Source organism: Niallia sp. XMNu-256, from assembly GCF_036670015.1.
Classification (GTDB): domain Bacteria; phylum Bacillota; class Bacilli; order Bacillales; family Cytobacillaceae; genus Bacillus_BD.
On sequence record NZ_CP137636.1, the window covers coordinates 1,693,952 to 1,707,506 of the forward strand.

Below are 13,555 nucleotides of genomic sequence, written 5' to 3' on the forward strand. Positions count from 1 at the left end.
CGTATATACTCTCCTTGAGGTTTCTTATGTTAGAAAAGGGGAGATTTTTTTATGAAAAAATTAGGGTTATTGGCCATGATAGAGGCTGCTTTTTTCGCAGTATTTGCATTTATACTTGATCTATTACCTTCCATCAAACTTTCACCGTGGATATCAATTTCGTTTGCGATGGTACCTATTTTTATTCTGGCTTTTCGTTGGGGCGTTAAGGTAAGCCTCCTTTCTGGTTTTTTATGGGGGTTATTGCAAGTTGCAATGGGCGATACTTACTTTCTTACACCCATGCAATTCATTATTGAATACTTTTTAGCCTTTGCTTTTGTCGGACTGGCTGGACTTTTTTATAAAATTATTCAAAGACATTTTCAAAATGGTGATAAGAAAAAAGCAATATATTGGATAGTCTTAGCAACATTTGTAGGAAGTTTAGCTCGTTATTTTTGGCATTTTGTTGCAGGGGTTATTTTCTGGGGGGAATATGCACCAGAAGGAATGTCACCTGTTTTCTATTCACTTATCGTTAATGGAGGAACAATGTTAGGCGCCTTTATCTTATGCTCGGTGGTACTAGTCCTTTTATTAGGTAGAGCACCTAGAATCATTCATCGAAAAGGCTCAGCTATTACAACTCAACAAAAAAGCGCATTATAAAAGAAGAACAATATAATTTGGAAATTAGCAGTCCTTTTTTAATAAGGTCTACTAAGTTTTCATGCCATGCTAGTGTTTAAAGGGGTCTCGTTTCTTCGGTAGTTGCTCCGGCTTGGAACAATCAGAATTGATTATGAGAACAGGGATTCCAGCGTTACATTCACAGTAAAAGTCTGAGTCCCCTTTTCCAAAAAATAGGGTTAATCCCATTCCTGAAGCTCGTAAGCACGACAAGTGATTATCAATTGGATTATATTCAATTTGATTTACAAAGATAAACCACAATTACAAAGAAAGAGCATCTGTTTTGAATAAACAGTTGCTCTAAATGGGGAATACATTATTAGTTTTACCAGTTTAACAAATTTATATTCATATATTTCAATATTATTAATACTTTTAATCGAAACCCTTTTCGAAACTGACTTACTAATGGTTCTGAATGGGTTTTGAACCCTTTTTAAATAAAGTAGCAGTTTCATGGGTGATTTTACACTAGAGACCGTGTTAATTTATATGTTTCACCAATTAATTCCAGTTCAAAGGGTGATACTTCGTTACAAGGAAATAAGTTTGTTTTAATGACAGTTTTTCTAGAGGACAGGGATTTTAAATGAATTAAAGGTGTTTTAAAAAAGTTAGACGTATCATACCTTATCTAAGGGCATGTTTTTAGTTATTATTTTTATAGAACATGCCCTATCTATATGCCTTAAGGTAAGTTTGTTTCCTTTATTTTAATCTTCAGTAAAAAGTGATCAACGAAAATTTGTATCTTCTTCTGCATTAATACCTCCACAATCATTTACTCTTTCAAGAAATATTTTTGACCTTACTTATCTCCAGTCAAAATAACTTTCAAAAGCTTAAAGAAATAAATAACATTAAAGAAGTTTTCTTTTGTATAGGACAAGTTCAAGGTCTGGGAAGGATGAAGATAAGGGGGCGATGTAAAATAGAAACTTACGAAGTATTATCTTTGATGATTAGCTTTGGTATGTTTGTGATCGCCATTCTGAGTGTTAAGGATAAAGATAAAGATTCTTAAACACGTTAAAAAAATACGTGTTATTTTTTTGCTGATAAATCTGACAGTTAAGTGTAAAGGAATAAATTAAATAAAATAACCATTTCAACATCTTCCGTTAAAAGGAATATTAGGGCGGCAGCACTACAGATTGATCAGAAAGCCAAGGACGCTTTCTGTCATTCTGTACGTGTCGCTTCGGTATTAAATGGCCCGATAACCACGGTCTGTACAGCTGACGCCTACATTCCGTAGGTTTCTGTTCCATTTACGGCAAGCCGCCATACCGAACGAGCCGAGAACCTTTAAGGTCAAAGGCTAGGAAACCTTTAGCTACGGCTCGAACCACTAAAACACTCACTGCTCCAACTACTACGGCCCATCCAATAGTAATACTAAACCAACCTATTTATAAGTGTATCTTATCTCTTGTATCCAGGCTCGTGATATTTACTTTCTGGTTCTTTTTCTATGTCATCCATAAAAGACGGTACGGATGTATGACCTATGGCGTACCATCCCTGTTCAGGGTTCCATAGGTTGTATGATTGTGCTGCTGCTTTTAAAAATGCTTCGAACTCTGGTTTGTATTTTTCATAAGCGATATCTGGACTATGTTCATCTTTGAATTGTAACTCTTTTAGGTAAAATCTAACATCCCTAACCTCTCCGGATTCATACATTTGCTGTAATGCTTCTCCTGTAGCAGCATGATCAGGATGCTCATCTAGATATGATAGAACTCTGAATTTAATATCAGGGAATCGATTTAAAAAACCCCTAGCTACTCGCTTAACATCAACAACCTGTAATTTACCATCAGTATAGTTATATAGATGTATGTTACTCTCTTTGACTCCTAAATTTGTTGTACTCTGCTTAAACTCACGTCTTCTCGCTTCAGAGAATTCCTTTCTACTTAAAGGAGTTGATAGTTTACTATTCACGGTTTCTATTGACCCATCTGCACTCCCGTCTGTAAGCAATACTACGTGAACATCATAGCCTTCCCAAAGATGGCTCAATATACTAACTCCATATATTAGCAATTCATCATCTTCATGGGGCACTAAATATAATACCTTGTCTTTCATTAATCTTCTACTGCCTCCTTCAATACTAAACCAGCTTCCTTATAAAAAGTTGTATTACTTCTACATTAAATACATTCATAATCTTTTACCCTATAAGAATATTTTTAACCTTACTTATCCACAGTTAAAAATTTCCAAAAGCTTAACAGAAATAAATAACATTAAAAAGCGTTCTTCTGTATAGGACTATGGTATGTTTGTGATCGCCATTCTGAGTTTTAAAGATAAAGATTCTTGAACACGTTTAAAAATACGTGTTATTTTTGTTGCTAACAAACCTGACAGTAAAATGTATTGGTATAATTTAAATTAACTTTAATTCAAATTCATGTGAATCCTAGCAATTTATCTTAATTAAAAGAGTGAGTGTTAAAGGCAAGGAAGACGGTTTTATAGGGGCATTCAACGTAATGAACTGGAAATAAGTAGAGTAATTACTTGCAGGTTGAAAGGGGGTCTCTATTTTGCGTTCAATTCGAAAGTTATTTCAATTATTTGTAGACAAACCCATTAAAAAAGGAGTAGTTCTGAAGGATCGCTATGAGGTATTGAGCGTTATAGGAACTGGAAGCTATGGGATTGTTTATCTGTGCAAAGATTTAAAAACAAACGAGAATAGAGTGGTCAAACAGCTTCGTCCAAGCAAGCGTCATAAAGAGGTGGAGATGTTTGAACATGAAATCTCGGTTTTGCGTAAGCTTGACCACAAAAACATACCGAAGTTATTTGAATCCTTTTCAAATAACGGATCCTTATTTTATGTCATGAGTTTTATTGAAGGAGATAATCTAGAAGACCAAATCTTTTTTAGAAAAAATACTTTTAACGAGAAAGAGTCTTTACTAGTTGTTTCTCAACTGCTTGAATTAGTAAATTATCTTCACAAAAAAGATATTTACCATCAAGATTTACGTATTCCAAACATGTTACTAAATAACAAGGACCTTTTTTTGATCGATTTTGGTTTGTCAAAGCATAGAGTCACAGTTGATCCATTGCACTCACCTATTCATTCTTCACCTAACCAACAAGACGAAATTCTAGATATGAAACAGCAGGACTATTATGATTTAGGAGAAATCCTTTTATATTTACTTTATACGAACTACTCTTCCAAAAACAGAAAAGCCCTTCCTTGGACGGAAGAACTTTCTTTAGAAAATGAAACTGCTTATTTGTTAAAAAGACTACTACAAATTAAGGAACCTTACTCAAATACTAGTGAAATTTCAACTGACCTTCAGGCTGCCCTTAAAGCAACTGAAAAGTCAATTAATAATAGAAAAGAGGATTAGCTACTGCTTCGGCCTTTTCGTTTGTAGTAGTTACTTCCACTCATCGGAGATCGTTTATACCGTCGGTTACTACTACTACTGTCTCGGTGATAATAACGATTTCTTCTGTCACTACTGCTGCCTCTTCGATAACGGTCATGTCTTCGCTCGCTGCTACCTTGGGAAAGTTGCTTAATTTGTTTTATGATTTTTTTAAACATTTTTTACCTCTTTTCATTTTTTTAGCTTTTTGTTTAGTCTGATAAAAAATTAAAAATTAGTACTAGACTTGGCAAAGTCTGGCCTAACTATACTTGTCCAAAGTCTCATGAATTAAATCAGTTATCCACATAGAATCCAAGTATATATTTTATACGGATGCACTAAATATAAGATTCATCGTTTTTAATTTAATGAATAAACTCAATTTGATAATCTAAAAAGGGAAATTAGATAACTTGAATGATATCATGATCTGTACTTACTACTCCTTCGTTAAAAGTGAGCTTTGTTTTAAAATGGTAGGATATTTCTTGTGTTGAAGCTAGGGCATTAGCAGGTATCTGAAAGGAAAAAGGAATTTTTTTAAATTCTCCTGAATGAATAAGTGTTGATGTTAAAATAGTTGTTGCATCGATTACTTTTTCTTCATTTGTAGTTTGATCACTAACAACCAAATCACAGTCAATTCTTTTTAATTGTTGTTTAATTACACCACCTTTGATCAGGAAATACCCATGAACGGGATCACCAGGCTTATAATACGTTTCCTTTTGCAAGATAAGATTGATTTGTGCGGAACCTACTCCTAAAAGAGACATGTATTTTCTCAGTATCAACAGATACCCTCCTGAATTATTTTTACCATTATTTAATACTTAATTTAGACTTTATAAATTATTCATCAATAGGTTTTTCGATTCGTGCCTTATCTTTCAAAAATTAAATACTATCTATATTCCATACTTCCCTTCCTACCAAAATTGGCTAAATAAAAAAACCTTTACCAACAGGTAAAGGTTTTTTATACACATAAAGACCTTTATCTATTGGTAAAGGTCTTGCTAACAACGTTATGTTGCCAACAAAGCCGAGAGTGATAACACTCTGTAATGACGACTTTATTGTAAAAGCTACTCCCCTTTAGGAGAACTATTCAACCAATTAAAGCTAATATAATATATTCTCTATAAACATGTCAAATATTAACTTCAATTCTGGCAATTCGTGACCGCCTAAAATTATCGGAACGCTATCAAAAACAACCGTTTAAATTATTCTTCCCTATTAATATCAGATTTACTTTCATTCTAACATAATTTGCCATTTCCCTTATTCAAGATAACGGTTCCATCCCAAGCAAAGAAGATACTGATGTAACAGAACGCGGAAAGATTTTAGGAATAGAGGTACTAGATGTTATCGTTAATGCAGATGTTGGGTATTACTACAGCATGAAAGAAAAGGGATATATCTAAAACAGAAGGGGAGATTAAATGAAAAATACAACCAAGCGTATTGTTGAAAAGTTTTCGAGTTTAGAAGAAAAAGTGTTGGAGATGACTGGAAGTGGGCTAGTGGCAGGTGAAGATACACAATCTTTAGATTCGGTGGGGGGCGTCTTTTTACAATTAGCTTTGTTTTTTGAAGATCCAGATGAAGCTCATTTTGATTTAGCATGCCTTTATAAACATTTAGATAATGATTGGTTAGAATGGGCTCTAGAGTTGATCACTCAATTCTTCCGGGAGGAGACGTTTTTAATTCAAAATCCTTCCTTTGCGATTATTAAAAATGGCTCTGATTATCTGAATTTAACTCAATTTGCACAGTTTTTAACAGATCAAGGCTTAAGGTATGACAGGCAAAAGGTCAATTTATATTACGAGCGAGGAAAAATTCCTCAACCTGATTTGTTGATTGGTGGTACGAAATATTGGTCCCGAGCAACTGCTTTTAGATATATGGAACAGGAAAAAAGGCGTCTATAGAAGTTGTATTCAGGAATGAAGGGATTGTACTGAAGTGTAAGAATTCCTATTCTGAGGTAGGCAAGCTAAAGTCACTCATGGATTAAGGTTATTAATTATCAATATGATGGTGTGTTTATTACAGGTTTAAGAAAAGGGGTTTTCAAACATTAGCCGAAGCTATCGTTCAGGGATTCAAGAGAAGGGCATTGAACTTGAAAACGTTCAATTCTTCGAAGCCATTCCAGGATGGTGTGCTAGCAACGATTTCCGGTCCAGCTGTTGTCTTTTGAACACATAAACTTATTCAACAATTTGGTATTTATATACAATCCGTTCTCCCAGTGATGGAAGAAATACAGCGTAATGGCAAAACAGCGATGATTGCTGGATACCATTAAAGATACCTCTCGACAAGCTATTTGCCGTTTACAAGATAGGAAGTTTAATTAATTTATCTTTAATATAATCATCCTCTTTATTAAGACCTACATCATAGCTGTTTTCTAAATCTAATAAGTTAAAATTAAAATAGTAATTAACTTCATCACTTTATTTTTTTTCATAATAATGAGAAAGTGTTTTGCAAAATAAAAGTGCATAGTATTGCATAGAAAAAATTACACTGCAACTTTACATGGAGACGTGGGCATGCTAGCCTTTTTGGCATAGCTAAACCTTATGGCTACTGGCTTCTTGTCTAATAATGCATGCCTATGAGGCTCCATGTCAAGCGAAATTCTTCATTTGTAATTGCAACTTTGTGGATTTTTTCTCTGCAAAATACAACCCTATAGATGAAATGAGAATAGGCGGGTAATATGCCCTCGTTTTCAGTAGGCAAAAGCAGCACCTTGGGATATTATTTCTTCTCCACTTTGACTACTGTTTTACCTAAACTATTTTTTTCTAAATACCCTATTACGTCATCATGAACCTGTATATTATCACCCGAAAGGATGTTTTCATCAGAAAAACGAATCTCGGTCCCGTCCTCACTTTTTCCATAATAATGATCACCATCAATCTTGGTAATCGTGTATTCGATCATATTTTTATTAATTGTATTGTTGACAGGAGTAGCTGTATGACCTCTTACTAATAATAATAATAAAATGGATGACAGCGCCACAAGGATGATTATTCTTTTGAACATGTTTCTACCTCCTTCTTTTTATTGTAAAAGATAAAAGAGGAAAGTAAATACTTCTATTTTCCTTTTTCTTCACTACTATGCACAATGGAAACATCTTAAGTATTGAATTTTGAGTTAATGAGTAATTTTATTCTTAGAAGAGGTGTTTTGTTAATTTGTATGTATAAAAGAATAGTAGTTTGGAAAGAATATATAACGAGGTTAGCAGGGAGGGGAAAATAGATGTCTAAAGAAGGAAAATTAACTATATCAAATTTTGTTTGTAATGATCAATTTGAACTGAGTCCTTACCTATCCTATTTGTTTAATCAGTTATCTAATCAATCAGCATATAAAAGGTAGCCAAAGATCCAACACTTAGATCGACAACATGATAAATCCTTAATGACGTTCAAGTAACTATATTTGTAAATCCTGAAGTGTAATAAGAAGAGAGACTAACTTGTTTTCACAAAACGAAAAAGAGCCCTTAAAATTTCCAAGTTTTTATGTACATGTAAGGTTCATGAGAAGACGACTTTTACTTCGAATGGTTCTTACATGCCACCGAAGGTAGCCTGTAAATGGTTTTAACAAACAATTGTTTTGTTAGGTGAGGGATTATCTGTTAGAAATTGTGGATAAAGATTTTTGGAGCATTTCATAGGGTATTGATTGAAACAGAATACTATTCTACTATATGCTATATTTGTAGTTCTTACATATAAAAATAGAAAAATAGAGGTGTATAAGAATTAATAAACCAGATTTAGTAAAAGCTGTGGCAACACAAGCTGAACTGACACAGAAAGATGCAACAAAAGCAGTTGATGCGTTATTTGATACGATTTCTAACACACTTGCTCAAGAAGAAAAAATTCAATTAGTTGGATTTGGAACGTTTGAAGTACGTGACCGTTCTGCTAGAAAAGGACGTAATCCACAAACCGGTGAAGAAATTGAGATTGCAGCTTCTAAAGTTCCGGCTTTTAAACCAGGAAAAGAATTAAAAGAAGCCGTTAAATAAAATTTTGTAAAGTGAAGAATACTCTGGATTGAAATTGAGTCCAGAGTATTTTTATTATAACTATTTATTTCACTGATCCGAAAAGGTACAGGTTTTTATCCAATATATATTTTCGGCGTAATTTAACCAAAGAATTGAACAACCTAACAAAATATTTCTTGTAACAAAAATGGTCGTTTTTGTTACGTCTCTACTAACTGATTAGAGGGATTAGAAAAATAGCAATCTGGTTGTAACAAAAATTTATGTTCTCACGGCTCTTTTTGTTCGCTTTTTGATCCCCAAAAAACCGGCAGAACCGTCTCCATGGCCCTACGCTTGCTTGCTTTCTAGTCTGCGTGCTACTAGGGACAGGCAGTAGTTGACGATGAAGTACATGAGTGCGACAAGAATAAAGACCGGAATAATAAAGTTAACGTTTTGTGCATAGATGATTTGGGCATTGTGCATTAATTCCGGTAAGGCAATGATGACGCATAAGGAAGTGTCCTTCAATAACGAAATAAATTGGCTGACGATCGGAGGGATCATTCTCCGAAGGGCTTGTGGCATGACAATATGCCGTAATGTTTGGATGTAGGTCAATCCCGATGAACGTGCTGCTTCGATTTGACCTTTATCGATGGAATTCATGCCTCCCCGGACAATCTCCGCCAGCATCGCCGATTCAAACACCGTCAAAGCCGTGATCGCTGCAGCCGTCACGCTAAGCTTGAGCCCTACTTCCGGGAGTGCAAAAAAGGTAAAGAAAATAATCAGCAAAAGCGGCATATTCCGAATCGCCTCAATAAAGACGGCCACAACCCACGAGACAATCGGAATCTTGGCATACCGTAATGTCCCTAATAGAATCCCAATAATAAAACTTAATACAATCGAAATAAATGCAATGTATAATGTCACCCAAAAACCATCGACGAGGAATGTTAAATGATCGACTGAAAGAGCTCCTGCAATATCCATAAATTCCCCTCCTTACTAACTTCTCGCCAGGCGTTTTTCCAAATACCCAACGCCAAGACTTAATGGTATCGTCAACACAAGATAGAAGAGTCCGACAAAAATATACACATCAAATGTAACAAATGTTTGGGAGGAAACAATATCCCCAAAGTACATTAAATCCAACCCTGCAATGATTCCTAAGATAGATGAGTTTTTTACAAGATTAATAAACTGGTTGCCAATCGGCGGAATCACGATTTTCATAGCCTGCGGCAAAATAATCGTCTTCATTGCCTGGAGATAGCTAAGACCCGATGATCTGGCTGCCTCCATTTGCCCTTTCGGAACAGATTGTATTCCAGCCCGTATCGCTTCGGCAATAAAGGAAGCGGTATAAATGGAAAGGGCAATCGTACCTGCGACGAATCCGGTCAACGTGACTCCTACGGCAGGAAGACCAACATAGAAAAAGAAGGCGATGATAAGAAGAGGAATATTTCTAATAAACTCCACATATGCGGTACCAATCCAATTTAACGGTTTAATCGGGGCAATTCTCATAACGGCCACAATCACACCAATGACAAAACTCCCAACCAGACCAATGAGGCTGGCAAATATCGTATTTTTAAAACCTTCCAAATATGTATCGAGATTATCGATTAGTATTGAAAAATCAAGCATATAGATCTTCCCCTTTTTCGTAAGAAGTGGTCAGGATGAGCACACTCGCGCTCATCCTAATATCAACCGATGTTAGTTGGCTTTGATCCATTTTTTATGGATTTCATCGTACTTTCCGTTGTCTTTCATCTTCTTTAACGCATCATTGATGGCGTCGACTAATTCTTTATTTCCTTTTTTAACAGCAATTCCGTAAGGCTCGTCTGTAAAAGTTCCGCCAACCAATTGATAGTTAGAATCTTGATCTGCCATTCCGTAGAGGATGGAATCATCCGTTGTCAGGGCATCACCTTGACCGGATTTTAACGCAGTGAAAGCTTCTGTATAGTTTTCAAATTCCAAAACAGTTGTATCTGGCGCTTTTTCACGAATGTTCAGGGCAGAAGTGGAGCCTTTCACCGCAAGAACCTTAGTTCCCTTATTCAAATCCTCGATGCTTTTTATTGGGCTTCCTTTTTTGACAAGAAGGGATTGGCCGGCATCAAAGTAAACATCAGAGAAATCAACCTCTTTTTTACGTTCCTCTGAAATCGTCATGGTGGCCACAATCATATCGATATCGCCATTATTTAACATTGGAATACGAGTTTTGGAGGTAACCTCTTTAAATTCAATCTTTTTCTCATCACCAAGGATTTCTTTTGCCAACTCTTTAGAAATATCAATATCAAAACCTTCGACTTCTCCAGTAGAAGGATTCTTAAGTCCAAATAATCGTGTATCATATTTGACGCCGACAACAATTTTGTCTCTCTCTTTAATTTGGTCCAGCCCATTTGTGGCTGTACCTGACGTTTTTTCATCGCTTTTACCGCATGCCGCAAGCAGCATGGATGCCGATAATAAAAGAACACCGGCAAGTTTACTTGCTTTACTCTTAAACATGTGAATCCCCCTTATTTTTTAATGATTTAAAATACGGCTAAGAAATACACGAGCTCTTTCTTCTTTTGGATTCGTGTAAAAATCAGCTGGTTTCCCTTCTTCCAAAATTCTCCCTTGGTCCATAAAAATAATGCGGTCCGCCACTTCTTTGGCAAAGCCCATTTCATGGGTAACGACGACCATCGTCATCCCTTCCATTGCCAAGGTTTTCATAACATCCAGTACTTCACCAATCATCTCTGGGTCAAGTGCCGATGTAGGCTCATCAAACAACATAATTTCAGGCTTCATGGCCAATCCCCTGGCAATGGCCACCCGTTGCTGCTGACCCCCTGATAGCTGCGATGGATATGAACCTGCTTTATCAGGGATTCCCACTTTTTCAAGATAGTATCTGGCTGTTTTTTCCGCGTCCTCTTTTGACTGTTTTAACACCATGGTCGGTGCAATGGTGATGTTATCCAGAACTGTTTTATGAGGATATAAATTAAAATGTTGGAATACCATTCCAATATTTCGCCTCAGCTCATTGATGTTTGTTTTTTTGTCATTGACTTTTACACCATCAACAGACAATTCTCCATCAGTGATGGTTTCCAGGTGATTAATACAGCGAAGCAACGTACTTTTCCCTGATCCAGATGGACCGATGACCACGACCACTTCTCCCTTTTGAATTTCTAGATTAATATTTTTAAGAACATGAAAGTCTCCATAATACTTGTTTACGGAATCAAACTGAATCATGCCAAACCTCCTTCACGTTGTATTTACTATGTAAGAATCTGTCTAGATGTTGGAAAATGGAAATTATTAACTAAAATTAGAATATAAAAATAATTGACAAGATTATTAATATATTACAATTCATTCTTCATTAAGTAAATATCAAACTAGTTTTATTTTTATAATATTACCTTTATTCTATCAATTTCTTTGAGATCTGCCAGCGGTCCCGTTATCATGCTAACACCTTTTATATTTGCTTTTGAAGCCAAGCTTCTCTCTATCTATAACCTAATTCAAATCGGCCAACCAGATATATATTCTGGATGAACTTATAATACGAAGGACGCGATTGTTGCACAAATCATCAATTTAAACGACAGCGCGCATGTTTTATAGATTACAAGATTAGAGAGGAAAAGTTTGCCAACCGCAGGGAGGTCGCACGTTTCATTCGGTTAATGAATAGGGTTGTTAAGTCCAGTACATAGGAAAAGAATGGACATTGGGCGGCAGCACTACAGATTGATCAGAAAGCAAAGGACGCTTTCTGTCATTCTGTACGTGTCGCTTCGGTATTAAATGGCCCGATAACCACGGTCTGTACGGCTAACGCCTACATTCCGTAGGTTCCTGTTCCATTTACGGCAAGCCGCCATACCGAACGAGCCGAAAACCTTTAAGGTCAAAGGCAAGGAAGACGGGTTTATAGGGGCATTGAACCCCCATAAACCCGACTGTATACGGCTTCGCCTTAATACAGTTCGCTTCTAATTCTAAACTTGCTTTTAGCAGATTTAGAATTATTTGCTTTATTATAACGGCTTCAGGGCATCGAGCCCTTTACTTTAAACTACTCTAAAACCTCATTGTTTTGTTGGGGGTTATTAGAAGTTATGAATGAAAGTTTTCAGCCCTTTTGTTCTTACATATCAAAAAAATAGAGGTGTATAAGAATGAATAAAATAGATTTAGTAAAAGCTGTGGCAACACAAGCTGAACTGACACAGAAAGATGCTACAAAAGCAGTTGAGGCATTATTTGATACGATTTCTAACACACTTGCTGAAGGAGAAAAAACTCCAATTAGTTGGATTTGGAACGTTTGAAGTACGTGAACCCTCAACTCGAAAAGGTCGTAATCCACAAACCGGTGAAGAAATTGAGATTGCTGCTTCTAAAGTTCCGGCTTTTAAACCAGGAAAAGAATTAAAAGAAGCCGTTAAATAAAAAAAAATAAATTAATAATATAAAATATTCTGGGGATTCAAAGCCAGGGTATTTTTATTTTTAATTTATTTAATATGACTTGTTCATAATTGTTTCAATCTGTTTGACTAAACGGAAATGCCGGGGAGGAAAAGACAGTTTTTTCTTTGTTGCAGGAATAGGGATTACAAGTAATCAAGAAATTAATAGATGATTCGATATAGATAAGGAAGATTTGTACTTCGTATTGTAAAAAGGTTGTTTAATAAGTAACAATTGACTTTGGGATGCCTATATCTACTTTAAAAAGGGTAATAAAGTAATGTTCATGTCGGGATTTTATTTAATAGTGATAAATCCTATAATGACTTGCATCGGATAAACCTAACGCATTTATTTTTCTCAATTAAAATTGCAGTAAGGAAGGTGATTTATTTGAGTAAAGTAGACAACGAAGTAAAGATAGCAGAAAAAGTAAGGTTTTGGGAGGAACAAGATCAGATAAATAAAGAATTGATACCAAGGGTAGTTAAAAATCATGAATTGATTACAGACTTAACTTATCAATTTGAAAAAAATTTAACCACTATTGCCTCATTGCAATCAAATATGAATGCTATTTATAAACATTTTGAAAATAATATTAATAATTTGAAACAACTTAATTCAAAGGTTGAGAAGAAAATAGATAATCTATATGAAGAAATTATTAAATACGAAAAATATCAAAATTTGATTGGCGAGCAAGGCCATCAAATACAAGATGCAAAACTAAAGTTAAATAAGCTCCAGCGAGAAATCGAAGATACAAAAATTAAAATTGAAGAAGAGAACCATAACATAACTAAAAAAAGCAATAATAACTTATTAATTAGTATTGGAGTAGTAGGTGCAATTATCTTATCTATAATTGGAATCATAATATGAG

General features: G+C 35.2%; 14 protein-coding genes and 1 pseudogene. 7 read left to right on the forward strand and 8 right to left on the reverse strand.

Annotated elements, in window-relative coordinates:
- Nucleotides 1-51: 51 nt before the first annotated feature.
- Nucleotides 52-651 (forward strand): energy-coupled thiamine transporter ThiT, encoded by a 600-nt coding sequence (gene thiT / locus R4Z10_RS08655; RefSeq protein ID WP_338472780.1) that lies wholly within the window; start codon nucleotides 52-54, stop codon nucleotides 649-651.
- A gap of 1,449 nt (nucleotides 652-2,100) precedes the next feature.
- Here the strand turns inward: thiT and R4Z10_RS08660 are convergent.
- Nucleotides 2,101-2,772 (reverse strand): PIG-L family deacetylase, encoded by a 672-nt coding sequence (locus R4Z10_RS08660; protein ID WP_338472781.1) that lies wholly within the window; start codon nucleotides 2,770-2,772, stop codon nucleotides 2,101-2,103.
- A 464-nt stretch (nucleotides 2,773-3,236) separates the two neighbouring features.
- On the opposite strand from R4Z10_RS08660, the gene R4Z10_RS08665 reads away from it, so the two are divergent.
- Nucleotides 3,237-4,067, forward strand: coding sequence for a protein kinase (locus R4Z10_RS08665; RefSeq protein WP_338472782.1), 831 nt, complete (start codon nucleotides 3,237-3,239; stop codon nucleotides 4,065-4,067).
- On the opposite strand, the gene R4Z10_RS08670 is transcribed toward R4Z10_RS08665, so the two are convergent.
- Nucleotides 4,064-4,267 carry a hypothetical protein gene (locus tag R4Z10_RS08670; protein WP_338472783.1) on the reverse strand — a complete coding sequence of 68 codons (204 nt, stop codon included), beginning with the start codon at nucleotides 4,265-4,267 and terminating at the stop codon, nucleotides 4,064-4,066. The genes R4Z10_RS08665 and R4Z10_RS08670 overlap by 4 nt on opposite strands.
- A 228-nt stretch (nucleotides 4,268-4,495) precedes the next feature.
- Entirely contained in the window at nucleotides 4,496-4,885 is a 390-nt protein-coding gene (locus R4Z10_RS08675) for a sporulation protein (protein ID WP_338472784.1), read from the reverse strand.
- A gap of 513 nt (nucleotides 4,886-5,398) precedes the next feature.
- Between R4Z10_RS08675 and R4Z10_RS08680 the strand changes: the two genes are divergently transcribed.
- Nucleotides 5,399-5,524 carry a JAB domain-containing protein gene (locus R4Z10_RS08680; RefSeq protein ID WP_338473198.1) on the forward strand — a complete coding sequence of 42 codons (126 nt, stop codon included), beginning with the start codon at nucleotides 5,399-5,401 and terminating at the stop codon, nucleotides 5,522-5,524.
- 18 nt (nucleotides 5,525-5,542) lie between these two features.
- Complete coding sequence (locus R4Z10_RS08685; RefSeq protein WP_338472785.1) at nucleotides 5,543-6,037, forward strand: hypothetical protein; 495 nt, start codon at nucleotides 5,543-5,545, stop codon at nucleotides 6,035-6,037.
- Between the two features lie 841 nt (nucleotides 6,038-6,878).
- Here the strand turns inward: R4Z10_RS08685 and R4Z10_RS08690 are convergent.
- Entirely contained in the window at nucleotides 6,879-7,172 is a 294-nt protein-coding gene (locus R4Z10_RS08690; protein WP_338472786.1) for a hypothetical protein, read from the reverse strand.
- A 733-nt stretch (nucleotides 7,173-7,905) separates the two neighbouring features.
- Here R4Z10_RS08690 and R4Z10_RS08695 point away from each other — a divergent pair.
- Nucleotides 7,906-8,178 carry an HU family DNA-binding protein gene (locus tag R4Z10_RS08695; RefSeq protein ID WP_338473199.1) on the forward strand — a complete coding sequence of 91 codons (273 nt, stop codon included), beginning with the start codon at nucleotides 7,906-7,908 and terminating at the stop codon, nucleotides 8,176-8,178.
- Between the two features lie 312 nt (nucleotides 8,179-8,490).
- Here the strand turns inward: R4Z10_RS08695 and R4Z10_RS08700 are convergent, their stop codons facing one another.
- From R4Z10_RS08700 to R4Z10_RS08715, 4 genes are all read right to left on the reverse strand, one after another.
- Nucleotides 8,491-9,141: an amino acid ABC transporter permease gene (locus R4Z10_RS08700; protein ID WP_338472787.1), complete on the reverse strand. Its 651-nt coding sequence runs from the start codon at nucleotides 9,139-9,141 to the stop codon at nucleotides 8,491-8,493.
- Between the two features lie 15 nt (nucleotides 9,142-9,156).
- Nucleotides 9,157-9,807: an amino acid ABC transporter permease gene (locus R4Z10_RS08705; RefSeq protein WP_338472788.1), complete on the reverse strand. Its 651-nt coding sequence runs from the start codon at nucleotides 9,805-9,807 to the stop codon at nucleotides 9,157-9,159.
- A 72-nt stretch (nucleotides 9,808-9,879) separates the two neighbouring features.
- On the reverse strand, nucleotides 9,880-10,692 hold the full coding sequence (locus tag R4Z10_RS08710; protein ID WP_338472789.1) for an ABC transporter substrate-binding protein: 813 nt from the start codon (nucleotides 10,690-10,692) through the stop codon (nucleotides 9,880-9,882).
- 18 nt (nucleotides 10,693-10,710) lie between these two features.
- Entirely contained in the window at nucleotides 10,711-11,439 is a 729-nt protein-coding gene (locus R4Z10_RS08715; protein ID WP_338472790.1) for an amino acid ABC transporter ATP-binding protein, read from the reverse strand.
- 935 nt (nucleotides 11,440-12,374) lie between these two features.
- On the opposite strand from R4Z10_RS08715, the pseudogene R4Z10_RS08720 reads away from it, so the two are divergent.
- Nucleotides 12,375-12,648 (forward strand): annotated as a pseudogene (locus R4Z10_RS08720) (HU family DNA-binding protein).
- A 414-nt stretch (nucleotides 12,649-13,062) separates the two neighbouring features.
- Nucleotides 13,063-13,554 carry a hypothetical protein gene (locus tag R4Z10_RS08725; RefSeq protein WP_338472791.1) on the forward strand — a complete coding sequence of 164 codons (492 nt, stop codon included), beginning with the start codon at nucleotides 13,063-13,065 and terminating at the stop codon, nucleotides 13,552-13,554.
- Nucleotide 13,555: the final 1 nt, after the last annotated feature.